23 protein-coding genes and 1 pseudogene are annotated in these 25,783 nt (G+C 71.9%); 4 read left to right on the top strand and 20 right to left on the bottom strand.

From position 1 onward, the window contains the following. Positions 1 to 978, bottom strand: a complete 978-nt coding sequence (locus SCK26_RS30605; RefSeq protein ID WP_318204572.1) for an aspartate carbamoyltransferase catalytic subunit — start codon at positions 976 to 978, stop codon at positions 1 to 3. 90 nt (positions 979 to 1,068) lie between these two features. Further along, positions 1,069 to 1,650 (bottom strand): bifunctional pyr operon transcriptional regulator/uracil phosphoribosyltransferase PyrR, encoded by a 582-nt coding sequence (gene pyrR, locus SCK26_RS30600; RefSeq protein ID WP_318204571.1) that lies wholly within the window; start codon positions 1,648 to 1,650, stop codon positions 1,069 to 1,071. A 253-nt stretch (positions 1,651 to 1,903) separates the two neighbouring features. On the opposite strand from pyrR, the gene bldD reads away from it, so the two are divergent. Then, on the top strand, positions 1,904 to 2,407 hold the full coding sequence (gene bldD / locus SCK26_RS30595) for a transcriptional regulator BldD (protein ID WP_014671524.1): 504 nt from the start codon (positions 1,904 to 1,906) through the stop codon (positions 2,405 to 2,407). A 243-nt stretch (positions 2,408 to 2,650) separates the two neighbouring features. Here bldD and nusB read toward each other — a convergent pair whose 3' ends face one another. The 13 genes and pseudogenes from nusB to SCK26_RS30530 form a co-directional block, all read right to left on the bottom strand. Then, complete coding sequence (gene nusB, locus SCK26_RS30590) at positions 2,651 to 3,079, bottom strand: transcription antitermination factor NusB (RefSeq protein ID WP_318204570.1); 429 nt, start codon at positions 3,077 to 3,079, stop codon at positions 2,651 to 2,653. 2 nt (positions 3,080 to 3,081) lie between these two features. Beyond that, positions 3,082 to 3,648, bottom strand: coding sequence for an elongation factor P (gene efp, locus SCK26_RS30585; RefSeq protein ID WP_318204569.1), 567 nt, complete (start codon positions 3,646 to 3,648; stop codon positions 3,082 to 3,084). 44 nt (positions 3,649 to 3,692) lie between these two features. Next, on the bottom strand, positions 3,693 to 4,799 hold the full coding sequence (locus SCK26_RS30580) for an aminopeptidase P family protein (protein ID WP_318204568.1): 1,107 nt from the start codon (positions 4,797 to 4,799) through the stop codon (positions 3,693 to 3,695). 65 nt (positions 4,800 to 4,864) lie between these two features. Continuing rightward, positions 4,865 to 5,725: pseudogene (locus SCK26_RS30575) on the bottom strand (AAA family ATPase); the annotation flags it as partial. A gap of 561 nt (positions 5,726 to 6,286) precedes the next feature. After that, the gene (aroB, locus tag SCK26_RS30570) at positions 6,287 to 7,378 is read right to left on the bottom strand and encodes a 3-dehydroquinate synthase (RefSeq protein WP_318204567.1); all 1,092 of its coding nucleotides are present in this window, start codon (positions 7,376 to 7,378) and stop codon (positions 6,287 to 6,289) included. Next, entirely contained in the window at positions 7,375 to 7,857 is a 483-nt protein-coding gene (locus SCK26_RS30565; protein WP_318206128.1) for a shikimate kinase, read from the bottom strand. Before SCK26_RS30565 ends, aroB begins: the two co-directional genes overlap by 4 nt. Positions 7,858 to 7,889: 32 nt before the next feature. Beyond that, complete coding sequence (gene aroC, locus SCK26_RS30560; protein ID WP_318204566.1) at positions 7,890 to 9,074, bottom strand: chorismate synthase; 1,185 nt, start codon at positions 9,072 to 9,074, stop codon at positions 7,890 to 7,892. Between the two features lie 162 nt (positions 9,075 to 9,236). Beyond that, positions 9,237 to 10,076, bottom strand: a complete 840-nt coding sequence (locus tag SCK26_RS30555) for a shikimate dehydrogenase (protein ID WP_318204565.1) — start codon at positions 10,074 to 10,076, stop codon at positions 9,237 to 9,239. Further along, positions 10,057 to 11,727, bottom strand: a complete 1,671-nt coding sequence (gene mltG / locus SCK26_RS30550; protein ID WP_318204564.1) for an endolytic transglycosylase MltG — start codon at positions 11,725 to 11,727, stop codon at positions 10,057 to 10,059. Before mltG ends, SCK26_RS30555 begins: the two co-directional genes overlap by 20 nt. A gap of 122 nt (positions 11,728 to 11,849) precedes the next feature. Beyond that, complete coding sequence (gene ruvX / locus SCK26_RS30545; protein WP_318204563.1) at positions 11,850 to 12,314, bottom strand: Holliday junction resolvase RuvX; 465 nt, start codon at positions 12,312 to 12,314, stop codon at positions 11,850 to 11,852. Between the two features lie 15 nt (positions 12,315 to 12,329). Next, positions 12,330 to 15,002 carry an alanine--tRNA ligase gene (gene alaS, locus SCK26_RS30540; protein ID WP_318204562.1) on the bottom strand — a complete coding sequence of 891 codons (2,673 nt, stop codon included), beginning with the start codon at positions 15,000 to 15,002 and terminating at the stop codon, positions 12,330 to 12,332. Further along, the gene (locus tag SCK26_RS30535; RefSeq protein WP_318204561.1) at positions 15,002 to 15,352 is read right to left on the bottom strand and encodes a hypothetical protein; all 351 of its coding nucleotides are present in this window, start codon (positions 15,350 to 15,352) and stop codon (positions 15,002 to 15,004) included. The genes alaS and SCK26_RS30535 overlap by 1 nt, the downstream gene beginning before the upstream one ends. 16 nt (positions 15,353 to 15,368) lie before the next feature. Then, positions 15,369 to 15,797 carry a DUF948 domain-containing protein gene (locus SCK26_RS30530; protein WP_318204560.1) on the bottom strand — a complete coding sequence of 143 codons (429 nt, stop codon included), beginning with the start codon at positions 15,795 to 15,797 and terminating at the stop codon, positions 15,369 to 15,371. 162 nt (positions 15,798 to 15,959) lie between these two features. Between SCK26_RS30530 and SCK26_RS30525 the strand changes: the two genes are divergently transcribed. Continuing rightward, positions 15,960 to 18,134: a regulator gene (locus tag SCK26_RS30525; protein ID WP_318204559.1), complete on the top strand. Its 2,175-nt coding sequence runs from the start codon at positions 15,960 to 15,962 to the stop codon at positions 18,132 to 18,134. Positions 18,135 to 18,154: 20 nt separating this feature from the next. Here SCK26_RS30525 and rpsD read toward each other — a convergent pair whose 3' ends face one another. From rpsD to SCK26_RS30500, 5 genes are all read right to left on the bottom strand, one after another. Further along, positions 18,155 to 18,769, bottom strand: a complete 615-nt coding sequence (gene rpsD, locus SCK26_RS30520) for a 30S ribosomal protein S4 (RefSeq protein WP_066996810.1) — start codon at positions 18,767 to 18,769, stop codon at positions 18,155 to 18,157. A gap of 304 nt (positions 18,770 to 19,073) precedes the next feature. Next, positions 19,074 to 20,429, bottom strand: a complete 1,356-nt coding sequence (locus SCK26_RS30515; RefSeq protein ID WP_318204558.1) for a replication-associated recombination protein A — start codon at positions 20,427 to 20,429, stop codon at positions 19,074 to 19,076. A 43-nt stretch (positions 20,430 to 20,472) separates the two neighbouring features. Next, complete coding sequence (locus SCK26_RS30510; protein WP_318204557.1) at positions 20,473 to 21,129, bottom strand: vitamin K epoxide reductase family protein; 657 nt, start codon at positions 21,127 to 21,129, stop codon at positions 20,473 to 20,475. Between the two features lie 206 nt (positions 21,130 to 21,335). Then, the gene (hisS, locus tag SCK26_RS30505; protein WP_318204556.1) at positions 21,336 to 22,598 is read right to left on the bottom strand and encodes a histidine--tRNA ligase; all 1,263 of its coding nucleotides are present in this window, start codon (positions 22,596 to 22,598) and stop codon (positions 21,336 to 21,338) included. A gap of 13 nt (positions 22,599 to 22,611) precedes the next feature. After that, complete coding sequence (locus tag SCK26_RS30500) at positions 22,612 to 23,319, bottom strand: MBL fold metallo-hydrolase (protein ID WP_318204555.1); 708 nt, start codon at positions 23,317 to 23,319, stop codon at positions 22,612 to 22,614. Between the two features lie 168 nt (positions 23,320 to 23,487). Between SCK26_RS30500 and SCK26_RS30495 the strand changes: the two genes are divergently transcribed. Both SCK26_RS30495 and SCK26_RS30490 read left to right on the top strand, forming a co-directional pair. After that, complete coding sequence (locus tag SCK26_RS30495; RefSeq protein WP_318204554.1) at positions 23,488 to 24,312, top strand: peptidylprolyl isomerase; 825 nt, start codon at positions 23,488 to 23,490, stop codon at positions 24,310 to 24,312. 192 nt (positions 24,313 to 24,504) lie between these two features. After that, positions 24,505 to 25,734: a DUF349 domain-containing protein gene (locus SCK26_RS30490; RefSeq protein ID WP_318204553.1), complete on the top strand. Its 1,230-nt coding sequence runs from the start codon at positions 24,505 to 24,507 to the stop codon at positions 25,732 to 25,734. Positions 25,735 to 25,783: the final 49 nt, after the last annotated feature.

Genomic DNA, 25,783 nt, shown 5'->3' with positions numbered 1-25,783 from the left:
TTACTTCTCCTCGGTACGGGAGTGGGTGACGGCGGGCTCGTTGCCACCGAGCAGCAGATAGAGGACGGCCATCCGGATGGAGACGCCGTTGGCGACCTGTTCGACGGCGGTGCAGCGGCCGGAGTCGGCGACCTCGGCGGTGATCTCCATGCCGCGGACCATCGGGCCGGGGTGCATCACGATGGCGTGTTCGGGCAGCCTGGCCATGCGGTCGCCGTCGAGGCCGTAGCGCCGGGAGTACTCGCGCTCGGTCGGGAAGAAGGCCGCGTTCATGCGCTCGCGCTGGACACGGAGCATCATCACCGCGTCGCTCTTGGGCAGCGTGCTGTCGAGGTCGTAGGAGACCGCGCACGGCCAGGACTCGACGCCGACCGGTACCAGGGTGGGCGGGGCGACCAGGGTGACCTCGGCGCCGAGCGTGTGCAGCAGGTCGACGTTGGAACGGGCGACCCGGCTGTGCAGGACGTCGCCGACGACGGTGATCCGCTTGCCGGACAGGTCCTGGCCGAGACCGGCGTCGCGGCCGACCAGCCGGCGGCGCAGGGTGAAGGCGTCCAGCAGGGCCTGGGTGGGGTGCTGGTGGGTGCCGTCGCCGGCGTTGATGACGGCCGCGTCGATCCAGCCGGAGTTGGCGAGCCGGTACGGGGCCCCGGAGGCGCCGTGCCGGATGACCACGGCGTCGACGCCCATGGCCTCCAGGGTCTGGGCGGTGTCCTTCAGGGACTCGCCCTTGGACACCGAGGAGCCCTTGGCGGAGAAGTTGATGACGTCCGCGGAGAGCCGTTTCTCGGCGGCCTCGAAGGAGATACGCGTCCGCGTGGAGTCCTCGAAGAAGAGGTTGACGACCGTCCGGCCGCGCAGGGTCGGCAGCTTCTTGATCGGCCGGTCGGCGACCCGGGCCATCTCCTCGGCGGTGTCGAGGATCAGGACTGCGTCGTCGCGGGTGAGGTCGGCGGCCGAGATGAGATGGCGCTGCATCTGACAGGCTCCGTAAGGCAGTTCATTCGGGAGATTTCGGGCAGGCAGGCGCGTGCGGAGGCACGCCGGGGCGGCCGTGCGCCTGACGTGCTACTGAGGTTCCGGCTTCGCACCGAGCAGCACGGTGTCGCGACCGTCCTCCTCGGCGAGCTGGACCTTGACCGTCTCCCGCAGCGACGTGGGGAGGTTCTTGCCGACGTAGTCGGCGCGGATCGGCAGTTCGCGGTGACCCCGGTCGACCAGGACCGCGAGCTGCACCGCGCGGGGACGCCCGATGTCGTTCAGGGCGTCCAGGGCGGCGCGGATGGTGCGGCCGGAGAAGAGCACGTCGTCCACCAGGACGACCAGCTTGCCGTCGATGCCGTCACCGGGGATCTCGGTGCGGGCCAGCGCACGCGGCGGGTGCATGCGCAGGTCGTCGCGGTACATGGTGATGTCGAGAGAGCCGACCGGGATCGCGCGGTCGGTGATCTGCGCCAGCTTGGCGGCGAGCCGCCGGGCGAGGAAGACGCCCCGGGTCGGGATGCCGAGGAGCACCACGTCGTCGGCGCCCTTGGCGCGCTCGACGATCTCGTGGGCGATACGGGTCAGCACCCGCGCGATGTCAGGGCCTTCGAGCACGGGCCGGGCATCGGACGCTTGCGGGTGCACGGAAGTGTCGTGCGTGTCCATACGAAACGGACCTCCTTCTCCGCCTCACGGGACGGACCTTAAAGGACGTCGGAATTGCGCCATCCACCGTAGCAGGTCGCCCGACGGCCTTCTGTCACCCCCTTGGCCTAATCGGCCTCCGCTGCCACGGAAGCGTCGGTGTGGACCATTCGGCTTGACGCAGGAGAGTCACGCTGCGTAACCTCACAGTGAGTTACCAGCCGCGCGGCGGGAAGACAGTCCGGTCGCGTCGACACAGTGTCCGGGGAGCTATATGTCCAGCGAATACGCCAAACAGCTCGGGGCCAAGCTCCGGGCCATCCGCACCCAGCAGGGCCTTTCCCTCCACGGTGTCGAGGAGAAGTCCCAGGGTCGCTGGAAGGCCGTGGTGGTGGGTTCGTACGAGCGCGGCGACCGTGCCGTGACCGTGCAGCGCCTCGCCGAGCTGGCCGATTTCTATGGCGTTCCGGTGCAGGAGCTCCTGCCGGGCACCACGCCGGGCGGCGCCGCCGAGCCGCCGCCGAAGCTGGTCCTGGACCTGGAGCGGCTGGCCACCGTGCCGGCCGAGAAGGCGGGCCCCCTGCAGCGCTACGCGGCGACGATCCAGTCCCAGCGCGGTGACTACAACGGCAAGGTGCTCTCCATCCGCCAGGACGACCTGCGCACACTCGCCGTCATCTACGACCAGTCGCCCTCGGTCCTCACCGAGCAGCTGATCAGCTGGGGCGTGCTGGACGCGGACGCGCGGCGCGCGGTGGCCACGCACGAAGAGGCGTAGCCAACCGGCCATATTCGAGCAGAAACGTGCCGCCGGGGTGGCCGGAACCATACGGTTCCGGCCACCCCGGCGGCGTTTTCACGACCGTTCGGGCCGGTTCGGGCGCGGGGCCGCCGCTCGGCTCGCTTCGTGGCCGGCGCCGGCGCATACGCCGAAAGGGGCGCGGGGACCGCGTGAGCAGCCGGGAGCGGCCCTGAGGCCGTCCGGCTGCCGCGGTCCCACGGCGCCCCTTGTCGCTGTCGGCTAAGCGCGACGCAGCGTCGGCTTGAGTTCCTTCAGCCGGCCCAGCAGGCCGTTGACGAAGGACGGCGACTCGTCGGTGGAGAACTCCTTCGCCAGCTGCACCATCTCGTCCAGGACGACGGCGTCCGGAGTCTCGTCGACCCAGATCAGCTCGTACGCGCCCAGCCGCAGGATGTTGCGGTCCACGACCGGCATCCGGTCGAGCGTCCATCCCACCGCGTACTGGGCGATCAGCTCGTCGATCCGCCGCGCGTACTCGGCGTAGCCCTCGACCAGCTGCATCGTGTACTCGCTGACCGGCGGCTGCCGGGTGTCGGACCGGGAGAGCCGGATCCAGTCCGCGAGGACCGTCAGGACGTCGGTGTCGCGCTGGTCGCCCTCGAAGAGGATCTGGAAGGCGCGCTTGCGGGCCGTGTTGCGGGCAGCCACGGTTAGCTGTTCACCCGGCCGAGGTAGTCGCTGGTGCGGGTGTCGACCTTGATCTTCTCACCGGTGGTGATGAAGAGCGGGACCTGGATCTGGTGGCCGGTCTCCAGGGTGGCGGGCTTGGTGCCACCGGTGGAGCGGTCGCCCTGGACGCCCGGCTCGGTCTCGGCGACGGTCAGCTCGACGGCGGCCGGCAGCTCGACGAAGAGCACCTCGCCCTCGTGCTGGGCGACGGTGGCGGTGAAGCCCTCGATGAGGAAGTGGGCGGCGTCGCCGACGGCCTTGCGGTCGACCATCAGCTGGTCGTAGGTCTCCATGTCCATGAAGACGAAGTAGTCGCCGTCCATGTACGAGAACTGCATGTCGCGCTTGTCGACAGTGGCCGTCTCGACCTTGACGCCGGCGTTGAAGGTCTTGTCCACGACCTTGCCGGAGAGCACGTTCTTGAGCTTGGTGCGCACGAAGGCCGGGCCCTTGCCGGGCTTGACGTGCTGGAACTCGACGACGGACCAGAGCTGGCCGCCTTCGAGCTTGAGCACCAGGCCGTTCTTGAGGTCGTTCGTGGAAGCCACGGTTGCGGAATCTCCTGGACTGACGTACGACCCCGGGACACGCGCTACAGCGCGAGCAGCTCCTTGGTCGTGATGGTGAGTAGCTCGGGTCCGCCGTCCGCCTCGGGGCGCACGACGAGCGTGTCATCGATCCGGACGCCGCCCCGGCCCGGGAGGTGGACCCCCGGTTCGACGGTGACCGGCACGCAAGCGTCCAGTTTACCCATGGCCGAGGGGGCCAGCTGCGGGTCCTCCTCGATTTCGAGTCCCACGCCGTGCCCGGTCATCGGTGGCAGCGCTTCCGCATAGCCCGCCGAGTCCAACACCTGGCGTGCCGCGCGGTCGACATCGCGGCAGGCGGCTCCGGGTGCGAGGAACTCCCGCCCGGCGCGCTGGGCGGCGAAGACGAGGTCGTACAGCTCGATCTGCCAGTCGGCGGGCGAGGTGCCGATGACGAAGGTGCGGCCGATCTCGCACCGGTAGCCGCGGTAGGTGGCGCCCAGGCACACGGAGAGGAAGTCGCCCTCCTCCACCCGCCGGTCGGTGGGGCGGTGACCGCGGCGGCCGGCGTGCGGTCCCGTCGCCACGGAGGTCGGGAAGGCCGGGCCGTCGGCCCCGTGGTCGACCAGGCGCCGCTCCAGCTCCAGCGCGAGGTGCCGTTCGGTGCGGCCGACCAGGATGGACTCCAGCAGCTCGCCGAGGGCCTGGTCGGCGATCTCGGCGCCGATGCGGAGGCAGGAGATCTCCTCCTCGTCCTTGACCACCCTCAGCTGCTCGACCGCTGTGTCCAGGTCGGTGAGGCGCAGCGCCGGGGCGGCCGAGCCGAGGGCTCGGTGGCGGGCCACGGTGAGGTGGTGTTCCTCGACGGCCAGGGAGTCGGCTCCCTGGGCCACGGCGAGGCCGGCCGCCGCCGCGCCGGTGTCGCCGCCGCTCGCCGGGAGGACGTGCAGGCGCAGGTGCTCGTCCGGCCTGCCTTCGTAGGGGCGGTCGTCCGGCGGGCCGGCGCACACCAGGAGGTCCTCGCGTCTGCCGAGCAGCAGGACGGAGCCCTGCGGGGCCGCGGCGGCGAGATAGCGGACGTTGGCCGGGCGGGTGACGAGCGCTGCCGCGGTGCCGGCCGCGTTGACGTGGTCCCTCAGCCGGGATCGGCGGGTCGCGTACACCTCTGACATGAGATGAGCGTAGGAGTTTTGTCCGAGTTGTGCCGATTGAGGGGGGCCGAGTGGGGTTTGCCCGCCTACCAGCTCGGCGGACTCGCTATCGCGCGCGCCAGGACCTCGTCCAGTACACGGGCCGTCCCGGGAACGTCCAGCTGGGAGTTGTCGATGATCGGGAGGCCCGAGCCGTACCAGCCGGCCATGCGGCCGTGGATGCGGGCCACCTCCTCGTCGGTGAGGCGGCGGTTGCCGGTGCGTTCGGCGTTGCGCTCCAGGACGATGTCCAGGCCCGGGAGCAGGACCACCGGGAGCAGGCCGGGGCCCACGTGCCGCTTCCAGCCGCCGAGGCCCACGACCGGACGGTCCGGGAAGACGGCGTCGTCCAGGATGCAGGAGATGCCGTTGGCCAGGAAGTTCCGGGCGGCGAAGCCGCAGGTGCGGCGGGCCAGGCGGTACTGGGCCTCCGCGTTCTCGTTCCAGCCGGACTGGGGGTCGGCGAAGCCGGAACGGACCCACTCGCGTACGTCGTCCAGGCTGATGTGGGCCGTGGGGACGCGCCGGTGGTCCGCCCAGTACCTGGCGACGCTGGTCTTGCCCGCGCCGGCCGGGCCGATGAGGAGGACGGCGAGCGTGACGGCCGCCGGGTCCGGGGCCGGGGCCGTGGCGGGCGGCGCCGCGGGGGCGCCGACCGGGCCGCCGGACGGCAGCGGCACGTGCCCGGTGACGCCGGGGGCCGGCGGTGCCGCGGGATGCTGCGCGGGCGGCGGGCCGGCGGGGGCCGGGGGCTGCGGCGGGGCCGGGTGGGAGGCCGGGGGGTGCGGAACCGGGGCCGGGTGGGAGGACGGCGGCTGCTGCGGAACCGGCGTCCGATGAGAGACGGGAGGCTGCTGGGGACCGGGAGCCGGAGAGACCGGAGGCTGCTGCGGAGCATGAGCCGCATGAGAAGCCGGAGGCTGTTGGGAACCAGGAGCCGGATGAGAGAGCGGTGGCTGCGGAGCCGGGGCCGCGGAGGAAGCCGAAGGCTGCTGGGGGCCGGAAGGCTGATGACAGACCGGAGGCTGCTGCGGAGAGCCGGCCCCGTGGGGAGCCGAGGCCTGCTGGGAAGCGGGAGCCGGATGTGAGGCCGGAGGCTGCTGTGGGGCCGGTGGGGTCGGGAAGCCCGGGGGTGACGGGGGTACGGGGGCGGGCTGCCGGGAGGCTGCCGGGTGCGGGCCCTGGGGGTGGGCGGCCGGCAGGTGAGGGGTCGGCTGGTGGGGGGCCGATGCCCAGCCGGTGTGCGGCCCCTGCCCCGGCTGGTGGGGCGGCGGCAGCGGAGAACCCACTGCGTGCTGCATCCGTTGCCACTCCGTCTCGTACAGGCACTGTGCTGCCGGCGGCGAGGAGCACGCCCCGGCCGCCTACCGAACGGTACCGTCCCCGGCCGTCGTTCGGTGAAACGGCCGGGGACGGCCCGAAGTGCCCGGCCCGCGAAGGGAATCGGACGAGGCGGAACAGTCCGGGATCTACTGCCCGACCTCGCCGTACGCGGCGAGGAGGACGGCCGGGTCCGGGCCCTCCAGGACGGTCGGCCTGGCCAGGCCGTCCAGGACGATGAAGCGGAGCAGGTCGCCGCGGGACTTCTTGTCGACCTTCATCGCCTCCAGCAGCTTGGGCCACTGGTCGTAGCGGTAGTGCAGCGGCAGGCCGACGGCCTCCAGGACGGCGCGGTGCCGGTCGGCGGTCGCGTCGTCCAGGCGGCCCGCCAGGCGGCCCAGTTCGGCGGCGAAGTGCATGCCGACCGCGACCGCGGCGCCGTGCCGCCACTTGTACCGCTCGTTCTTCTCGATCGCGTGGCCGAGCGTGTGGCCGTAGTTGAGGATCTCCCGCAGCCCGGATTCCTTCAGGTCCGCGGAGACCACTTCGGCCTTGACCCGGATGGACCGCTCGATCAGCTCGGCGGTGTGCGGGCCGGCCGGCGTGCGGGCGGCCTCGGGGTCGGCCTCGATCAGGTCCAGGATCACCGGGTCGGCGATGAACCCCGCCTTGATGACCTCGGCCAGACCGGAGACGTAGTCGTGCACCGGCAGCGAGTCCAGCGCCGCCAGGTCGCACAGCACACCGGCCGGCGGGTGGAAGGCGCCGACCAGGTTCTTGCCCTCGGCGGTGTTGATGCCGGTCTTGCCGCCGACCGCCGCGTCCACCATCGCCAGCACCGTGGTGGGGATCGCCACCCAGCGCACCCCGCGCAGCCAGGTCGCCGCGACGAACCCGGCCAGGTCCGTGGTGGAGCCGCCGCCGACGCCGACGATGACGTCGGTGCGGGTGAAGCCGCTCTGGCCCAGCGCCTTCCAGCAGTAGGCGGCGACCTCGGCGGTCTTGGCCTCCTCCGCGTTCGGCACCTGCACGGCGACGGCCTCGTAGCCCTGCTCGGCCAGGTCGGCCCGCAGCGCCTCGCCGGTCTCGGCGAGGGCCTCGGGATGGATCACCGCGACCCGCTTGGCCCGCTCGCCGATCAGCCCGGCCAGTTCGCCCAGCAACTGCCGGCCGACCAGCACCTCGTACGCGTCCGTGCCCGCCGTGGCCCCGACCCGGATCCGGGTGACTGCCTCGCTCATCGCTGCCTCAACTCCAGTGCCTCCAGCACGCTCTGCGTGACCTCTTCGGGGGTGCGGCCGTCCGTCGCCACCACCACGGTGGCGACCTCCTCGTACAGGTGCCGGCGCGCTTCCATCAGCTCGCGCCACTGCTTGCGCGGGTTGACCGCGAGCAGCGGGCGGGCCACGTTCAGACCGGTGCGGTGGACAGCCTCCTCGACGTCCATGGACAGGTAGACCACCCGGTGCCCGGCCAGCAGCGTCCGCGTCCCGGGGTCGAGCACGGCCCCGCCGCCGAGCGCCACGACCCCGTCGTGCTCGGCGAGGGCCGCCCGCACCGCCGCCTTCTCCAGCGCGCGGAAGGCGCTCTCGCCCTCGTCCAGGAAGATGTCGGCGATGGCGCGGCCCTCGGCGGCCACGATGTCGTCGTCCGTGTCCCGGTAGCCCACGCCGAGGTGCTCGGCGAGCATCCGGCCCACCGTGGACTTGCCCACCCCCATCGGGCCGACCAGGACGACCGCCGGCACGGCGCTCACCTGATCGCCAGCCCTTCGAGGTAGGAGCGCACGTTGCGGCGGGTCTCCGTGACGCTGTCGCCGCCGAACTTCTCCGCCACCGCGTCCGCCAGCACCAGCGCGACCATGGCCTCGGCCACGATCCCGGCGGCCGGCACCGCGCACACGTCGGAGCGCTGGTGATGGGCCTGCGTGGGCTCGCCCGTGACCACGTCCACCGTCCGCAGCGCGCGGGGCACGGTCGCGATCGGCTTCATCGCCGCCCGGACGCGCAGCAGCTCACCCGTGCTGAGCCCGCCCTCGGTGCCGCCGGAGCGGCCCGTGGCCCGCTTGATGCCGTCGGGGGTGGTGACGATCTCGTCGTGGGCCTGGGAGCCGGGCACCCGGGCCAGGTCGAAGCCGTCGCCGACCTCCACGCCCTTGATCGCCTGGATGCCCATGAGGGCGGCGGCCAGACGCGCGTCCAGCCTGCGGTCCCAGTGCACGTGCGAGCCCAGGCCGACCGGGACGCCGTACGCCAGCACCTCCACCACACCGCCGAGGGTGTCGCCGTCCTTGTGGGCCTGGTCGATCTCCGCGACCATCGCCTCGGAGGCGTCCGCGTCCAGGCAGCGCACCGGGTCCGCGTCCAGCCTCTCCACGTCCGCCGGAGTCGGGTACACGCCGTACGGCGCCTTCGCCGAGGCCAGCTCCACCACGTGGGAGACGATCTCGATGCCGGCCGTCTCCTTCAGGTAGGAGCGGGCCACCGCGCCGAGCGCCACACGGGCCGCCGTCTCCCGGGCCGAGGCGCGCTCCAGGATCGGGCGGGCCTCGTCGAAGCCGTACTTCTGCATGCCCGCCAGGTCGGCGTGGCCCGGGCGCGGGCGGGTCAGCGGCGCGTTGCGGGCCAGGCCGGCCAGCACCTCCGGGTCGACCGGGTCGGCCGCCATGACCTGCTCCCACTTCGGCCACTCGGTGTTGCCCACCATGACCGCCACCGGCGAGCCCAGGGTCAGCCCGTGCCGGACGCCGCCCAGGAAGGTGACCTCGTCCCGCTCGAACTTCATCCGCGCACCACGGCCATAGCCGAGCCGCCGCCGCGCCAGGTGGTCCGCCACCATCTCCGTGGTGATCGGCACGCCGGCGGGAAGACCCTCCAGCGTCGCGACAAGTGCGGGACCGTGGGACTCCCCCGCGGTCAGCCAACGCAGCCTGCTCAACGGTGCTCCTCAGTGCTCGCGCCCGGTACTGCCCGGCGCACGCGTCCTCGCGTACGGCGACGGCGTCTCCGGGTGCGCGACCCCGGCACGCCGCCTCCGATCCTCCCACGTCCGCGGGCGGAGGACGGCCGCCGGTCCAGCAGGCGGACGCGTGCGGGGCCGTCAGCGGGCGGCGAGCGCCTTCTCGCCGGCCTGCCGCATGGCGTCCACCGGGCCCGGGATCTGCCCGGTCATCTGCTCGAACTGGAGCACGGCCTGGTGGACCAGCAGGTCGAGGCCGCCGACCACGGCGCCGCCGAACATGGACCAGCGGGCCGCCAGTTCGGTGGGCCAGGGGTCGTAGAGCACGTCGAAGAGGGTGGCGGGGCGTTCGGGCACGGCCGTGGCGAGCGCATCGGTGGTCCCGGCGGGCGTGGTGGCGATCACCAGCGGCGCCCGCAGCGCCTCGGCGGCGTCGGACCAGTCGGCCGTGCGGACCTCCACGTCGAGCCGTTCGCCCCATTGCCGCATCTCGGCGGCGCGGGCCTCGCTGCGCACGTAGGCGACGACCTCGCCGGTGCAGATCCGGGCGAGCGCGGCGAGCGCGGAGGAGGCGGTGGCGCCGGCCCCGAGGATCGCGGCGGAGCCGACCTCCTTGATGCCGTGCTCGCCCAGCGCGGCCACCATGCCCGGGATGTCGGTGTTGTCGCCGATCCGGCGTCCGTCCTCGGTGAAGACCAGGGTGTTGACCGCGTCGACCGAGGCGGCGGTGTCGCTGACCTCGTCCAGCAGCGGGATGACCGCCCGTTTCAGCGGCATGGTCAGCGACAGCCCGGCCCACTCGGGCCCGAGCCGGTCCAGGAAGCCGGGCAGCGCGGCCTCGTCGACGTCGAAGCCGTCGTACGACCAGCCGGTGAGCCCGGCCGCCTCGTACGCCGCCCGGTGCAGCACCGGGGAGAGGGAGTGTGCGATCGGAGAGCCGAGCACGGCGGCACGACGGCCGTCAGTTGCCCGTGTTGGCATTGAACTTGTCCCTGAGTTCTAGGAATTCCGCGTACGTCTTGGCGAATTCGGTATTGCTCATACCGTCGGTCGCCACGAAATAGACCCAGCCGTCGTGGGTCGGGTTCAGCGTGGCCTTCAGCGCGTCCTCGCCGGGGTTGCCGATCGGGCCGGGCGGAAGCCCCGGGTGCCGGTACGTGTTGTACGGGCTCGGGTCGCTGTTGATCTCCTTCTCGGAGATGTGGATGTTGCTCGTGCCCTTGGCGTAGTTGTACGTCGAGTCGAACTGCAGCTTGCGGTTGGTCTCGGTGTTGGTGGGCTTGAGGCGGTTGTAGACCACCTCGGCCATCTTGCGGAAGTCGTCGTGCGTCTTACCCTCGGCCTGGACCAGGCTGGCGACCGTGACGAGTTCGAAGGCGTTCTCCACCCCGAGTTCCCTGGCCTTGTCGTCGAGGCCGTAGGCGGCGTACTTCTGCTTGGCCTGGACGACCATCTGCCGGAGGACGGCGTCGGGCTTCATGCCCTTGGCGGCCGGATAGGTGCCCGGGAAGAGGAAGCCCTCCAGCGGGTCCTTGACGCCGCCGCCGTTGCGCGCCCAGGCGGGCAGGCCGAGGGACGCGTACTGCTTCTCGGCGAGCTTCCTGGTCGCGCCCTTGGACAGTTCCAGCTTCTTGTCGATGGCCGCGTAGACGTCGGTGTTGCGCTCACCGGGAGTGACGATCACGTTGTTCTGGCTGCGCGGGTCCATCATCAGCCGGACGGCGCTGGCGGCGGACATCTCCTTCTTCAGGAGGTAGGCACCGGCCTGGATGCCGTCGCCGCCCGGTGTCGTGGTCTGGGCGTGGACGAACGCGTCGGCGCTCTTGACGACGCCGGCCTCCTTCAGCCGGCGGCCGATCTCCCAGCCGCCCGCGCCCTTGGGGATCTCGACGGTGACGGTCTGGCCGGTGCCGTCGCCCGCGTAGTCCGGAGCCGCGCCGAAACGATTTTGGTAGAACTGGTACCCGAAATACCCGACCCCGCCGAGGCCGCCGCCGAACACCAGGACGACCACCATGCAGGCGCAGCCGGTGCGCCGCTTCCTGGGCTTGACCGGCTTGCGGCCCTTGCCGCGCCGCTCCCGCCGGCCCTGGAGCTCGTGCTCCTCGCCGCCGTCGCCGTCCTCGCCGTCGCGCCCGGCGAGGACGCTCTCCTCCTCGTCCGCCGGCTCCGGCTCGGGGCGTCTGCGGCCGGGCGGCTCCGGCGGCGGGTAGGCGTCCTCGGTGGGGTAGAGGTCGGGCTGCTCCGCGCCGTAGGCCACGGGCTGCTGGCCGTAGGGGTCGCCGGGGTCGGCGGCGTAGGGCACATGGCCGTGGGTGCCGGTCGCGTCCCAGCCGCCCTGGTGGAACTGGTGCTGGGCGTGGCCGGCGAACTGCTGGTCGTACCGCTGCGGGTCGTCGTGGTGCGGGGGGTACTGACCGTCGTGCCGGGGGTGGTGCTGCGCGTCGTACCCGGGCTGCTGTCCCTCGTTCCAGTCGCCGTACCGCGGCGCCTGCGGATGGTGCTGCGGCTGGCCGCCGTAGGGGGACTGCGAACCCTCCTGGGCCTGCTGTCCTCCCCATCCGCCGTCCCCGGACAACGGGTCCTCCGGATTCCACGGTTCGGAGCCCGGGCCCCGGCCATACTCAGTCATCGATCCCCTAGAGCCGCGAGGCCGACGGTCCCGCGGCTCGTGGGCCGGATTCCGTTCCGCCTCTTGCTGTGCCCCGGCTGTTCGAACACCGGCGCATCGCGCGGAACGTTACCGTATCGCGATCAGATGACCACTTCGACGCCCTCACCGGGTGGTTTGCCTGACACCCGTTCGGATTCCAGGGCCTGCTGCAGGATGATGACGGCCGCCACCTGGTCGATGACCGAGCGGCCCTTCTTGGACTTGACGCCCGAGGCGCGCAGTCCCTGGCCGGCCGTCACGGTCGTCATCCGCTCGTCCACCAGGCGCACCGGCACGGGCTGGACGCCCTTGGCCAGTTCCTGGACGAAGGCGCGGACCTTGACCGCGGCCGGGCCCTCGCCGCCCTTGAGGGAGCGAGGAAGGCCGACGACGACCTCGATCGGGTCGTACTCCTCCACCAGTTGACGAAGCCGTCGGTGGGCGGCGGGGACGTCCCGGCCGGGGACGGTCTCCACCGGGGTGGCGAGGATCCCGTCGGGGTCGCACGAGGCGACCCCGATCCGGGCGTCCCCGACGTCGATCGCGAGCCGACGTCCTCTGCGCATCTGCTTCGACCGTTCCTACTTGGCGGTCTCGGCGACGAGCCGCTCGACGGCCTCGACGGCCTCGCCGACGGCGGCCGGGTTCTGGCCGCCGCCCTGGGCCACGTCCGGCTTGCCGCCACCGCCGCCGCCGAGGGTCTTGGCGGCGGCACGGACCAGGTCACCGGCCTTCAGGCCGCGGTCGCGGGCGGCGTCGTTGGTGGCGATGACCGTCAGCGGCTTGCCGTTGTTGACGGTGAACAGCGCCACCACGGCGGCCCGTCCGCCCTGGATCCGGCCGCGCACGTCCAGGACCAGCTTGCGCAGGTCGTCGGGCGTGGTGCCGTCCGGGACCCGCCCGGTGACGACGGCGATGCCGCGGACGTCCTTGGCGGACTCGGCGAGGCCGGCGGCGGCCTGGAGGACCTTCTCGGCGCGGAAGCGCTCGATCTCCTTCTCGGCGTCCTTCAGCTTGCCGAGCATCGCGGAGACCTTCTCCGGCAGCTCCTCCGGGCGGCCCTTGAGCAGCTCGGTCAGCTGGTTGACGACCGTGTGCTCGCGGGCGAGGAAGTGGTAGGCGTCCACGCCGACCAGGGCCTCGATACGGCGCACACCGGAGCCGATGGAGGACTCGCCGAGCAGCTTCACCAGGCCCAGCTGGGCGGTGTTGTGCACGTGCGTGCCGCCGCACAGCTCCTTGGAGAAGTCGCCGATGGTCACGACGCGCACCCGCTCGCCGTACTTCTCGCCGAACTCGGCGATGGCACCCTGCTTCTTGGCCTCGTCGATGCCCATGACCTCGGCGCGGACGTCCAGGTCGCGGGCGAGCACCTCGTTGATCTTCTGCTCGACGTCGGTCATCACGGCCGTCGGTACGGCGGACGGCGAGCCGAAGTCGAAGCGGAAGCGGCCGGGCTGGTTCTCCGAACCGGCCTGGGCGGCCGTCGGGCCGAGGGCGTCCCGCAGGGCCTGGTGGGTGAGGTGGGTGGCCGAGTGGGCGCGGGCGATGGCGTGGCGGCGGCGGGCGTCGATGCTGGCGTGGGCCTTGGCGCCGACGGTGACCTCGCCGACCTGGACGACGCCCTTGTGGACGTACACGCCCGGGACCGGCTTCTGGCAGTCGCGGACCTCGATGACGGCACCGGTGTCCACCTTGATGCGGCCGGTGTCACCGATCTGACCGCCGCCCTCGGCGTAGAACGGCGTGCGGTCCAGGACGATCTCGACCTCGTCGCCCTCGGTGGCGGCCGGGGAGGAGGCGCCGTCGACCAGGATGCCGACGACCGTGGACTCGCCCTCGGTGTCGGTGTAGCCGATGAAGTCGGTCGCGCCGGCGGCGTCGGCGATCTCGCGGTAGGCACCCAGGTCGGCGTGGCCGGTCTTCTTGGCCTGGGCGTCGGCCTTGGCGCGCTCCCGCTGCTCCTTCATCAGGCGCCGGAAGCCGTCCTCGTCCACGGCCAGGCCCTGCTCGGCGGCCATCTCCAGGGTGAGGTCGATCGGGAAGCCCCAGGTGTCGTGGAGCAGGAACGCCTTGTCGCCGGAGAGGACGGTGCCGCCGGCGGCCTTGGTCTCGGTGACGGCGGTGTCGAGGATGTTGGTGCCGGCCTTCAGCGTCTTGAGGAAGGCGGCCTCCTCGGCGAGCGCGACCTTCTCGATGCGCTCGCGATCGGTGATCAGCTCCGGGTACTGCCGGCCCATCATGCCGATCACGGTCTCGATCAGGTCCTGGACGACCGGACCGGTGGCGCCGAGCAGCCGCATGTTGCGGATGGCGCGGCGCATGATGCGGCGCAGGACGTAGCCGCGGCCCTCGTTGCCCGGGGTGACGCCGTCGCCGATGAGCATGGTGGCGGTGCGCATGTGGTCGGTGACCACGCGGAGGGACACGTCCGAGTCGTGGGCCTCGCCGTAGCGGACGCCGGTCAGCTCGGTGGCCTTGTCGATGACGGCCATGGACGTGTCGATCTCGTACATGTTCTGCACGCCCTGCAGAATCATGGCGAGCCGCTCCAGGCCGAGGCCCGTGTCGATGTTCTTGCTCGGCAGGTCCCCGAGGATCTCGAAGTTGTCCTTGCCGATGCCCTCACCCCGCTCGAACTGCATGAAGACGAGGTTCCAGATCTCCACGTACCGCTCGTCGTTGACGGCGGGGCCGCCCTCGACTCCGAACTCGGGGCCGCGGTCGTAGTTGATCTCGGAGCAGGGGCCGCAGGGGCCGGGCACGCCCATGGACCAGAAGTTGTCCTTCATGCCCAGGCGCTGGATGCGCTCCTTGGGCACGCCGACGACCTCGTGCCAGATCTGCTCCGCCTCGTCGTCGTCCTGGTAGACGGTGATCCACAGGCGCTCGGGGTCGAGGCCGTAACCGCCCTTGTCCTGGGGCGAGGTGAGCAGCTCCCAGGCGAGCTTGATGGCGCCTTCCTTGAAGTAGTCGCCGAAGGAGAAGTTGCCGCACATCTGGAAGAACGTGCCGTGCCGCGTGGTCTTGCCGACCTCTTCGATGTCGGGCGTGCGCACGCACTTCTGCACGCTGGTGGCGCGCGGGAACGGCGGCTTGACCTCACCCAGGAAGTAGGGCTTGAAGGGCACCATGCCGGCGGGGACGAGGAGCAGAGTCGGGTCGTCCGCGATGAGCGACGCCGAAGGGACGACGGTGTGCCCGCGCTCCTCGAAGAAGCTCAGCCAGCGGCGGCGAATCTCGGCCGACTCCATCAGTGGTCCTCATTCCGGTTGTACGAGTACATCGGGGCTTCGATGTACTTCGGTGTGCTGCTGTTGTCGTTCTCGATGGCGGTGTACCGCCGGGACGCGGGGAGTTCGGGGTCCTCGTGGATGCCGAGGGCCTCCTCCAGCTCGGCCTCCCGCCGGGCCATGTTGTCGCGGACGTCGGACGCGAAGCCGGCCGCGCGGTCCTTCAGGCGCTGACCGGTCTCCAGGGCCTTGTTCGCCGCGGTGGCGGCCAGGCTCTCCGGGGTCAGCTGCCTGATCTTGCGGTTGACCTTGGTGGTGGCCCACACGCCGGCGGCGACACCGGTGGTGAACCAGAACGTTCGGCGGAACATCGCTCGGTCTCAGTCCTTACTTCCGCTTGCGCCGTGCGGCAGGGACCGTCCGGCCCACGATCACGGTACGCCGGGGGGACTTCGCAGGCACGTCCTCCCCCTTGCGGCCGCCGAGCGCCCGGCGGACGCCGTAGCCGAAGGCCGCGACCTTGACCAGCGGGCCGCCGAAGGTGGAGGCGACGGTGGTCGACAGCGCGGAGGCGTTGGAGGTGACCTCCTGGACGTCGGAGGCGATCGCGTCGACCCGGTCGATCTGGGTCTGCGCGGAGCGCACCGCCTGGGAGGCGTCGGCGAGCAGCGGGACGGCCTGGTCGGTCACGTCCGCGACGAGCTTGGTGGTCGCCTTGAGCGTCTGGGCCAGCCTCGCCAGCGCGACCGCGAGGAAGGAGACCAGGATCGCCCAGAAGACGGCCACCAGGATCCCGGCCACCTCTGTACCGGACACTGTGCGCACCCGCTCCCTGAAACGTGCCTGAGCATCGGAAAAGTCGTGCCCCGAGCCTATCGCGCCGGGGCCACGGCTCCGTACCGGATTCCCCGGCGGTGCGAACGCGGTGGCGCCGGGTGATTGTACGCAGTGAACACGGTTCAGTACGCTCCGTGTCCCATGCGAGATCCTCACGGTCCCGGCCCCCGGACGGGCGGCGCCCCGCCCCTCGAACTCACCGCTTTCGTCGGTCGATCGGCGGAGCTGGCCGGGCTGGCGGCGGCCCTCGGCCGGGCCCGGCTGGTGACCGTGACCGGAGTGGGCGGAGTGGGCAAGTCCCGGCTGGCGGTGCGGGCGGCGGTGCGGTGGGCGGCCGGCGAGGCGGCGGAGACCGCGGGCTGGGGCCGGGTGGAGCTGGCCGAGGTGTGCGACCCGCACTTCGTGGAGTACGCGGTCGTGGAGGCGCTGGGCCTGACCGACCACACCACCCGGCTGCCCCGCGAGACGCTGCTGGAGCAGTTGGCGGGGCGGCGGATGCTGCTGGTGCTGGACGGGTTCGAGCACCTTGCGGCGTCCTGTGCCGCCCTGGTGGCCCGGCTGCTGCGCGGGCTGCCGGAGCTGCGGGTGCTGGCGGTGGGCCGGCGGCCGCTGGGACTCGCGGGCGAGCTGCTGTTCCCGCTGGCGCCGCTCGGCCCCGAGGAGGCGGTGGAGCTGTTCGCCGACCGGGCCCGCACACACGGGGTGCCGGTGGCCGACGGCCCGGAGGTACGGGAGCTGTGCCGCCGGCTGGAGGGGATCCCGCTGGCGCTGGAGCTGGCGGCCGGGCGGCTGCGCGCGCTGTCCCCGGCGCAGCTGCTGCAACGCCTCGGCGACCGGTTCCGGCTGCTGACCGGCGGCACCCGGGACGCCCTGCCCCGGCACCGGACGCTGCGCACGGCGATCGGCTGGAGCCACGAGCTGTGCACGCCGCCCGAACGGATGCTGTGGGCGCGGCTGTCGGTGTTCGCAGGCACCTTCGACCTGGAGGCGGCCGAGTACGTGTGCGGCGGGTCGGGGCTGCCCGCCGAGGACGTGCTGGACGTGCTGTCGGAACTGCTGGCCCAGTCGGTCGTCGCCCGCGAGGAGACCCCGGCGGGCCCGCGCTACCGGATGCTGGACACGGTGCGGGCCTACGGCGCCGAGTGGCTGGCTGCGGCCGGGGACGCGGACCGGCTGCGCCGACGGCACCGGGACTGGTACCTGGGCCTGGCGACCTGGTGCGAGCTGGAGTGGTGCACGCCCCGGCAGCGGGAGGTGGCCGCGCGGGTGGACGCCGAGCTGCCGAATCTGCGGAGCGCGCTGGAGCTGTGCCTGACCGAGCCGGGCGAGGCGCACCTCGGTCAGCATCTGGCGGGTTCGCTGTGGTTCTGCTGGGTGGGCTGCGGGCGGCTGTCGGAGGGGCGGCGGTGGCTGGAGCGCAGCGTGGAGCGGGAGTCGGGGTACGAGCGGGCCCGGCTGAAGGCGCTGTGGGTACTGGGCTATGTGGCGGTCCTCCAGGGCGACACCGGGCCGGCGCTGCGGACGCTGCGGATGTGCCGGGAGCGGGCGGAGCGGGCGGCCGATCCGGCGGCGGTGGCCTACGCCGAGCACCGCATGGGCTGTCTGGCCCTGGTCACGGACGACATGGCCGGTGCGGAAACGCTGCTGCGCGCGGCGCTGGAGCGCTACCGGGCGATCGGCGAGCTGAACAGCAACGTCCTGATGGGCCAGGTGGAGCTGGCGATGGCCCGGGCGTTCCAGGGGGACCTGCCGGACGCGGTGCGCCTGTGCGAGGAGGTGCGCCGGATGTCCGAGGACCGCGGGGAGCGGTGGGCGCGTTGCTACGCGCTGTACGTGCTGGCGTACGCGGCCTGGGCCGACGGTGACGCGGCGGGCGCGCGGGAGCTGCTGGCGAAGGCGCTGGCCGACGCGCACGCCTTCCGCGATCTGCTGGGCTCGGTGCTGGTGATCGAGCTGCTGGCGCTGGTGACGGTGGCACAGGGCGATCCGGTGGAGGCGGCGGTGCTCCAGGGCGCCGCCGGGCGGCTGTGGCCCTCGGTCGGGCTGCCGCTGTTCGGTTCCGCGTACTTCAACGCGCCGCACGAGCGGTGCGAGGCCGCCGCGCGGCGGGCGCTCGGCGACGCGCGGTACGCCGAGTGCGTGCGGGAGGGGGCCGGGCTGGACCGGGAGGCGGCGGTGGCCCGGGCGCTGCGGCACCGGGAGCCGGGAACGCTGGGCGCGCTGCCGGCGCCGCGCGGCCCGGCCGCCGACACCGGCCCCGGACAGCGCGAACCCGCCGCCTCGCCCACCCGGAAGGGCGGGGAGACGGCGGGCTGAGGCTTACGCCGTGACCGGGGTCAGCGGGCGTAGTACTCGACGACGAGCTGCTCGTCGCAGATCACCGGGATCTCCTTGCGGTTCGGCTCGCGGTCCAGGCGGAACGCCAGGGCCTTGAGGTTCACCTGGAGGTAGCGCGGGGTCTCGCCGTCGGGGGCGAAGCCACCCTCACGGGCGATCTGGAACAGCGTCTTGTCCTTGGAGCGGTCGCGGACCTGCACGACGTCGTCCGGGCGGACACGGAAGGACGGCTTGTCGACCTTCTGGCCGTTGACCTGGATGTGGCCGTGGACGACCATCTGGCGGGCCTGGTAGATCGTGCGGGCGATGCCCGAACGCAGGACCAGCGCGTCGAGACGGCGCTCCAGCTCGATGATCAGGGCCTCACCGGTCTTGCCCTGGACCTTGGAGGCACGCTCGTAGGCGCGCACGAGCTGGCGCTCGGACACGTCGTACTGCGCGCGCAGACGCTGCTTCTCCAGCAGACGGACCTTGTAGTCCGAGTTCTGCTTGCGGCCGCGGCCGTGCTCACCCGGCGGGTAGGGGCGGGCCTCGAAGTACTTGACGGCCTTCGGGGTCAGCGCGATGCCGAGGGCACGCGACTTCTTGACCTTGGGGCGGGACTGGTTCGCCACTGTCTCAATCTCTTTCGTAGTTTTCGGCTTGCCAGAGTTAGGGAGGTCGCATCCGCAGCCGGGAAAACCCGTCGGGTCCGCGCGGGACCTGCCGGGCAGCCGCTTCCCTGGTCTGGGCACATACGTGCAGCACGCGAGTGGCCCACCGACCGTCCCGGGGTTGCACGGGGGGTGGTGGGCTGCCCGCGACACCGTTCGACGGTGCGCGACGCTCCTGGAGCCGGTCCGCGGGGGACCGGGCTCCGGCCGGGTGTCCCGCTCTGACGGCACGGGACTCGGCACTCCGCAGCAGTCTACAGGCTGCTCAGGAACGCTTGCGACCGAGGTGCCTGCGGGTCCACTCGACGGCGTCCGCGTATCTGGCCTCGGCGCCGTGCCGGCCCGGGGTGTAGTACTCGCGGTCCTTCAGGGCGTCCGGGGCGTACTGCTGCTCGGCGATGCCCTCGGGCAGGTCGTGCGGGTAGACGTAGCCCTGGGCGTGGCCGAGCTTGGCCGCGCCCTTGTAGTGCCCGTCGCGCAGGTGCGGGGGCACCGGGCCGGCCAGGCCCTTGCGTACGTCGTCCAGGGCGGCGCCGATCGCGGTGGTCGCGGAGTTGGACTTGGGGGCGAGGGCCAGCGCGATGGTGGCGTGGCTGAGGGTGAGGGCGGCCTCCGGGAAGCCGATCATGGCGACGGCCTGGGCGGCGGCGACCGCGATCGGCAGGGCGCCCGGGTCGGCGAGGCCGATGTCCTCGCTGGCGGAGATCATCAGGCGGCGGGCGATGAACCGGGGGTCCTCGCCGGCCTCGATCATGCGGGCCAGGTAGTGCAGGGCCGCGTCGACGTCGGAGCCGCGGATGGACTTGATGAGGGCGCTGGCGACGTCGTAGTGCTGGTCGCCGTCGCGGTCGTACTTCACCGCGGCGCGGTCGACGGTCTGCTCCAGCGTGCGCAGGCCGATCTCGCTCTCGCCCTGGTCCAGGGCGGCGCCGGCGGCTGCCTCCAGGGCGGTCAGGGCGCGCCGGGCGTCGCCGCCGGCGATCCGCAGCAGGTGCTCCTCGGTCTCCTCGGGGAGCGTGACGGCGTTCTTCAGGCCGCGCTCGTCGGCGAGGGCGCGCCGCAGCAGGCCGCGCACGTCGTCGTCGGTGAGGGGTTCGAGGGTGAGCAGGAGGGAGCGGGAGAGCAGCGGGGAGATCACCGAGAAGTACGGGTTCTCCGTGGTGGCCGCGATCAGGGTGACCCAGCGGTTCTCCACGGCCGGCAGCAGCGAGTCCTGCTGGGCCTTGCTGAAGCGGTGGATCTCGTCCAGGAAGAGGACGGTCTCCTTGCCGTAGCCCCCGGTGGCGCGGCGGGCGCCGTCGATGACCGCGCGGACCTCCTTGACGCCGGCGGTGATCGCGGACAGCTCCACGAACCGCTTGTCGGTCGCCTTGGACACCACGTAGGCCAGGGTGGTCTTGCCGGTGCCGGGCGGGCCCCAGAGGATCACCGAGGACGGTCCGGCGGGCCCGCCGGAGCCCTCGCCGACCAGGCGGCGCAGGGGCGAGCCGGGCTTGAGGAGATGCTGCTGGCCCACGACCTCGTCGAGGGAGCGCGGGCGCATGCGCACCGCCAGGGGGCTGCCCGCCGGGTCCTTCTCCTGGCGTTCTTCTGCTGCGGCGGTGAACAGGTCGGGTTCCACGCTGAAACCCTAGAACACCGCACCGACAATCCGGTCCGGGCCGTCAGCTGGTCCAGAACTCCCACCACCGGGTCAGCACCAGCATGCCGATGATGCCGATGTGCGCGACCGGCAGGACCCAGGTGAACTCGCCGAAGAAGGACCGCAGCCAGCGCGGGGCCGGCAGGAAGGCGCTGCGGACGTTGAACGAGGTGACGTACCAGAACATGGTGATCGTGGCGACCCAGGCCAGCGAGCACCACAGGCACAGCGCGTTGATCCGGTACAGGGACTGGAACTGCAGCCAGGTGCAGAAGGCCACGCCGAACAGCGTGCCGAAGTTGAACGTCAGCCAGTACCAGCGCGGGAACCGGGCGCGGGCCAGCAGGCTCATGCCGACGCAGACGACGATGCCGTAGGCGACCAGTCCGAGCATCGGGTTGGGGAAGCCGAAGGCGGCGGCCTGCTTGCTCTCCATGACGCTGCCGCAGGAGACCACCGGGTTGAGGCTGCATCCGGGCGTGAAGGACGTGCCCGCGACCTTGGCTTCGAGGATCTTGAACTTGTCGATCGTGATGACCCACGAGGCCAGCAGTCCGGCCGCGCCGGTGATCACCAGCAGGATGGCGAGGGCACGGCTGCCGCCGGCCGTGCGCGGGGCGTCGGCGGCGCGCTCGGGACCGGGCTCCGCGGAGACGTCGTTCACTGTCGTCTTGCTCATCACGCCGATTCCGTCACTCGAGGGTCGGACCTTCTTCGGGCACGGGTCATTGTGCCGCACGCGCCTGTGTCCGCACCGTTCGATGCGCATAAGGATGTGCGTACGACCGATGCCCCCGCTCGGTAAGCCGGCCTCTCCCGCCCAGGTACAGCAAGGGCGCCGGCCGCTCCCCGAGAGGAGCGTCCGGCGCCCGCGCGCGCGTGCGGCTAGCCGAGCCGGGACTCCAGTTCCGCCACGATCTCGTTGACGCCGATCGCGGTCTGCTCGCCGGACTGCATGTCCTTGAGCTGGACGAGGCCCTCGGCGAGGTCGCGCTCGCCGGCGACGATCGCATAGCGGGCGCCGGAGCGGTTGGCGTTCTTCATCGCGCCCTTCAGGCCCTTGCCGCCGTAGGCGAAGTCGGCCGCGATGCCCACCTTGCGCAACTCGGTGACCTTGGCGAACAGCATCCGGCGGGCCTCCTCGCCGAGCGGGACGGCGTACACGGACGTCGAGGACGGCAGGTCCAGCGCGACGCCCTCGGCCTGGAGCGCGAGGACCGTGCGGTCGACGCCCAGGGCCCAGCCGACCGAGGGCAGCGCGGGGCCGCCGATCATCTCCGACAGGCCGTCGTAGCGGCCGCCGCCGCCGACCGCGGACTGCGAGCCGAGGCCGTCGTGCACGAACTCGAAGGTGGTGCGGGTGTAGTAGTCCAGGCCGCGCACCAGCTTGGGGTCGTCCTCGAAGGAGACGCCCGCGGCGGTGATCAGCTCGCGGACCTCCTCGTGGTACGCCTTGCACGCGTCGCACAGGTAGTCGCGCAGCAGCGGGGCGCCGGTGAGCTGCTTCTGGACCGACTCGCGCTTGTCGTCCAGGACCCGCAGCGGGTTGATGTCGATACGGCGGCGGGTGTCCTCGTCCAGGTCCAGGCCGCGCAGGAAGTCCTGGAGCGCGGCACGGTAGACCGGGCGGCACTCCTTGTCGCCGAGGCTGTTGAGCAGGATGCGGAAGTTCCTGAGGCCCAGCGAGCGGTACGCCTGGTCGGCCAGGATGATCAGCTCGGCGTCCAGCGCCGGGTCCTCCGCGCCGATCGCCTCGGCGCCCACCTGGGAGAAGTGGCGGTAGCGGCCCTTCTGAGGGCGCTCGTAGCGGTAGTACGAGCCGGAGTACCAGAGCTTGACCGGGAGGTTGCCCGTCTTGTGCAGGTTGGCCTCCAGGGCCGCCCGCAGCACGGACGCGGTGCCCTCGGGGCGCAGGGCGAGCTTGTCGCCGCCCTTGGTCTCGAAGGCGTACATCTCCTTGGTCACGATGTCGGTGGACTCGCCGACACCGCGCGCGAACAGTTCGACGTTCTCGAAGCCGGGCGTCTCGATGTAGCCGTAGCCGGAGTTGCGCAGCGGCGCGGCGATGGCCTCGCGGACCGCCAGGTACGCGGCCGAGTCCGGCGGAATCAGGTCGTAGGTGCCCTTGGGGGCCTGAAAAGTGCTCACGAAAGGTCTCTCGTCACATTCCTCGTCGGGGAGCGTCCACGCTTCCCGGGCCGGCGGCCACCTGCCGCAGATAGGGGTTGGCGGCGCGTTCCCGGCCGATGGTCGTCTGGGGGCCGTGGCCGGACAGCACCACGGTGGAGTCGTCGAGCGGCAGGCACACACGGGCCAGCGACTCGAGCATGTCCGCCATGGATCCGCCCGGCAGGTCGGTACGTCCGATGGAGCCGGCGAACAGCAGATCCCCGGAGAAGAACACCGACGGGACGTCGGCGGTCTCGGGCATCCGGAAGGTCACCGACCCCTTGGTATGGCCCGGCGCGTGCGCGACGGAGAACGTGAGGCCGGCCAGCTCCAGCGCCGTGCCGTCCGTCAGCTCCCTGACGTCGTCCGGCTCGCCCACGGTCAGCTCGCCCATCAGCGGCATGCCGATGGACCGGCCGAGCGCCTTCTCCGGGTCGCTCATCATGTACCGGTCCTCGGGATGGATCCAGGCCGGTACCTCGTGCGCGCCGCAGACGGGGACGACCGAGGCCACGTGGTCGATGTGGCCGTGGGTGAGGACGACGGCGACGGGCTTGAGCCGATGCTTGCGCAGTGCTTCCTCGACGCCTTCGGCGGCCTGATGGCCGGGGTCGATGATCACGCACTCCTCACCGGCGGCGGGGGCGACGAGATAACAGTTCGTCCCCCAGGCCCCGGCGGGGAACCCGGCAATGAGCACGATCGTCCTTCGTTGTGTCGGTTACGGGCGGCTTCAGCTGCTCCCAGAGCCTACCGGCGCTGCCTTTTCCTCAGCGAACCCATATACGGTACGGGGCTACACGCAGCGGTCGGAGCACGAGGACGCACGCGTACCGCCCGACACACGACACGCATGAGGAGAAACCCGGTGGTCAGCCAGGAACAGCGGCGGCGTCAGCTCGCCCGGGAGAAGTTCTTGCGGCAGCAGCAGCGGCGCACCGAGGCGCGGCGCAAGGCCCGCCTGCGCAACTCCGTGATCGCGTCGGTACTGGGCGTGGTCGTGATCGGCAGTGTCGCCCTGTACACGACCGGGGTCCTGAAGGACGACGACGGCAAGAAGACGAACGCGAGCGCGGAGGTCACCCCGAGCGCCTCGCCGTCCGGCAAGGCACCGGACCCCTGCGAGAAGCCGGCGGCCGGCTCGGTGAAGAAGCTGAGCTGGAAGAAGGAGCCGGCGATGACGATCGACACGTCGGCGAAGTACACGCTGAAGCTGGCGACGACGTGCGGCGACATCGGCGTCGCGCTGAAGACGTCGGCGGCGCCGCACACGGCGAACTCGTTCGACTTCCTGGCGGGCAAGGGCTACTTCGACCACACCAAGTGCCACCGGCTCACCACTCAGGGCATCTACGTCCTGCAGTGCGGCGACCCGCAGGGCACCGGCGCGGGCGGCCCGGGCTACACGCTCCCGGACGAGAACCTCAAGGACAAGAGCCTGAAGAACAACACCTACCCGGCGGGCACGGTGGCGATGGCCAACACCGGGCAGGCGCACACCGGCGGCAGCCAGTTCTTCCTCGTCTACAAGGACAGCCAGCTGCCGCCCAGCTACACCCCGTTCGGCACGGTCGACGCGGCCGGCATGAAGGTGCTGAACAAGATCGCGGCGGCCGGTGAGAGCACGGGCGCCGGCGACGGCGCGCCGAACGCGACGGTCGTGATCGACAAGGCCACGGTCGTCAAGTCCTGACCCCCGTACGCCGGACCCCGCCGGCCCCCCTCCGCTGCCCGGACCCGAAGGTCAACAGGCCGGGCAGCGGAATTTCGGTCGTGCTGGATGCGGACAGGCCACCCGCTGGTCGCCTATGTTGGCCGTGACGAAACTGTGGACGATGCCCGGGGGTGCTGCGGCCCCCCGCAGGCATCATGTGGAGGAGGCGCTGTGAGCAGCGACCCGTGGGGCCGCGTCGACGAGACGGGGACCGTGTACGTGCGTACGGCCGACGGCGAGAAGGTCGTCGGTTCCTGGCAGGCCGGCTCCCCCGATGAGGCGCTGGCCTACTTCGAGCGCAAGTACGAGGGCCTGGTTGTCGAGATCGGCCTCCTCGAAAAGCGAGTGCGGACCACCGACCTGTCGGCGAAGGACGCCCAGGCCGCCATCGGTCACCTGCGCGAGCAGGTGGACGCGCACCACGCGGTCGGCGACCTGGAGGCGCTGCGCAAGCGGCTGGACAAGCTCGTGGCGACCGTGGAGGCGCGCCGCGAGGAGCGCAAGGCGCAGCGGGCCAGGCAGTCCGACGAGGCCCGCAAGTCCAAGGAGGAGCTGGTCGCCGAGGCCGAGCAGCTCGCGCAGTCCGACCAGTGGCGGGCCGCCGGGGAGCGGTTGCGGGCGCTGGTGGACACCTGGAAGGGGCTGCCGCGGCTGGACCGCAAGTCCGACGACGAGCTGTGGCACCGTTTCTCGCACGCCCGGTCGGCGTTCTCCAAGCGCCGCAAGGCGCACTTCGCGCAGCTGGACGCGCAGCGCGAGGAGGCCCGCCGGGTCAAGGAGCGGCTGGTCGCCGAGGCCGAGGCGCTGTCCGGTTCGACGGACTGGGGTCCGACGGCCGCCCGGTACCGGGAGCTGATGGCGGAGTGGAAGGCCGCGGGCCGCGCCCAGCGCGAGCACGAGGACGACCTCTGGAACCGCTTCCGCGGCGCCCAGGACGTGTTCTTCGCCGCCCGCAGCTCGGTGTTCGCCGAGCGGGACGCCGAGCAGACGGAGAACCTGAAGCTGAAGGAGGAGCTGGCCGAGGAGGCCGAGAAGCTCCTGCCGATCGCCGATCTGAAGGCCGCGCGGGCCGCCTTCCGCTCGATCAACGAGCGCTGGGAGGCCATCGGTCACGTCCCGCGGGACGCCCGGCCGAAGGTCGAGGGCCGGATGCACGCCGTCGAGCGGGCGCTCCAGGAGGCCGAGGAGGCCGAGTGGCGCCGCACCAACCCGGAGGCACGCGCGCGTGCCGAGGGTCTGACCGGTCAGCTCCAGGCCGCCGTGGACAAGCTGCGGGCGCAGATCGACCAGGCGCGCGCCCAGGGCAACAACGCCCGGGCCGACAAGCTGGAGAGGGAGCTGGAGGGCCGCCAGGCACTCCTGGACCAGGCCCTGAAGGGCCTTCAGGAGTTCGGCGGCTGATCCCCCCGCCCTCCCGCTGAAAGGGCCCCGTACAGGCGTACGGGGCCCT

The organism is Streptomyces sp. SCL15-4, from assembly GCF_033366695.1.
Lineage (GTDB): Bacteria > Actinomycetota > Actinomycetes > Streptomycetales > Streptomycetaceae > Streptomyces.
The sequence above is the reverse complement of the archived record's forward strand: the minus strand, read 5'-3'. Positions and strand labels throughout refer to the sequence as shown.

Excerpts from the sequence above, each read along its gene's own strand:
- SCK26_RS30565 (WP_318206128.1), bottom strand. The coding sequence starts at position 7,857 with ATGGGGGTGGGCAAGTCCACGGTGGGCCGGATGCTCGCCGAGCACCTC.
- SCK26_RS30580 (WP_318204568.1), bottom strand. The coding sequence starts at position 4,799 with ATGTCAGAGGTGTACGCGACCCGCCGATCCCGGCTGAGGGACCACGTC.
- mltG (WP_318204564.1), bottom strand. The coding sequence starts at position 11,727 with ATGACTGAGTATGGCCGGGGCCCGGGCTCCGAACCGTGGAATCCGGAG.
- ruvX (WP_318204563.1), bottom strand. The coding sequence starts at position 12,314 with ATGCGCAGAGGACGTCGGCTCGCGATCGACGTCGGGGACGCCCGGATC.
- pyrR (WP_318204571.1), bottom strand. The coding sequence starts at position 1,650 with ATGGACACGCACGACACTTCCGTGCACCCGCAAGCGTCCGATGCCCGG.
- SCK26_RS30555 (WP_318204565.1), bottom strand. The coding sequence starts at position 10,076 with ATGCCAACACGGGCAACTGACGGCCGTCGTGCCGCCGTGCTCGGCTCT.
- SCK26_RS30510 (WP_318204557.1), bottom strand. The coding sequence starts at position 21,129 with ATGAGCAAGACGACAGTGAACGACGTCTCCGCGGAGCCCGGTCCCGAG.
- alaS (WP_318204562.1), bottom strand. The coding sequence starts at position 15,002 with ATGGAGTCGGCCGAGATTCGCCGCCGCTGGCTGAGCTTCTTCGAGGAG.
- SCK26_RS30535 (WP_318204561.1), bottom strand. The coding sequence starts at position 15,352 with ATGTTCCGCCGAACGTTCTGGTTCACCACCGGTGTCGCCGCCGGCGTG.
- SCK26_RS30525 (WP_318204559.1), top strand. The coding sequence starts at position 15,960 with ATGCGAGATCCTCACGGTCCCGGCCCCCGGACGGGCGGCGCCCCGCCC.
- SCK26_RS30605 (WP_318204572.1), bottom strand. The coding sequence starts at position 978 with ATGCAGCGCCATCTCATCTCGGCCGCCGACCTCACCCGCGACGACGCA.
- bldD (WP_014671524.1), top strand. The coding sequence starts at position 1,904 with ATGTCCAGCGAATACGCCAAACAGCTCGGGGCCAAGCTCCGGGCCATC.
- aroB (WP_318204567.1), bottom strand. The coding sequence starts at position 7,378 with ATGAGCGAGGCAGTCACCCGGATCCGGGTCGGGGCCACGGCGGGCACG.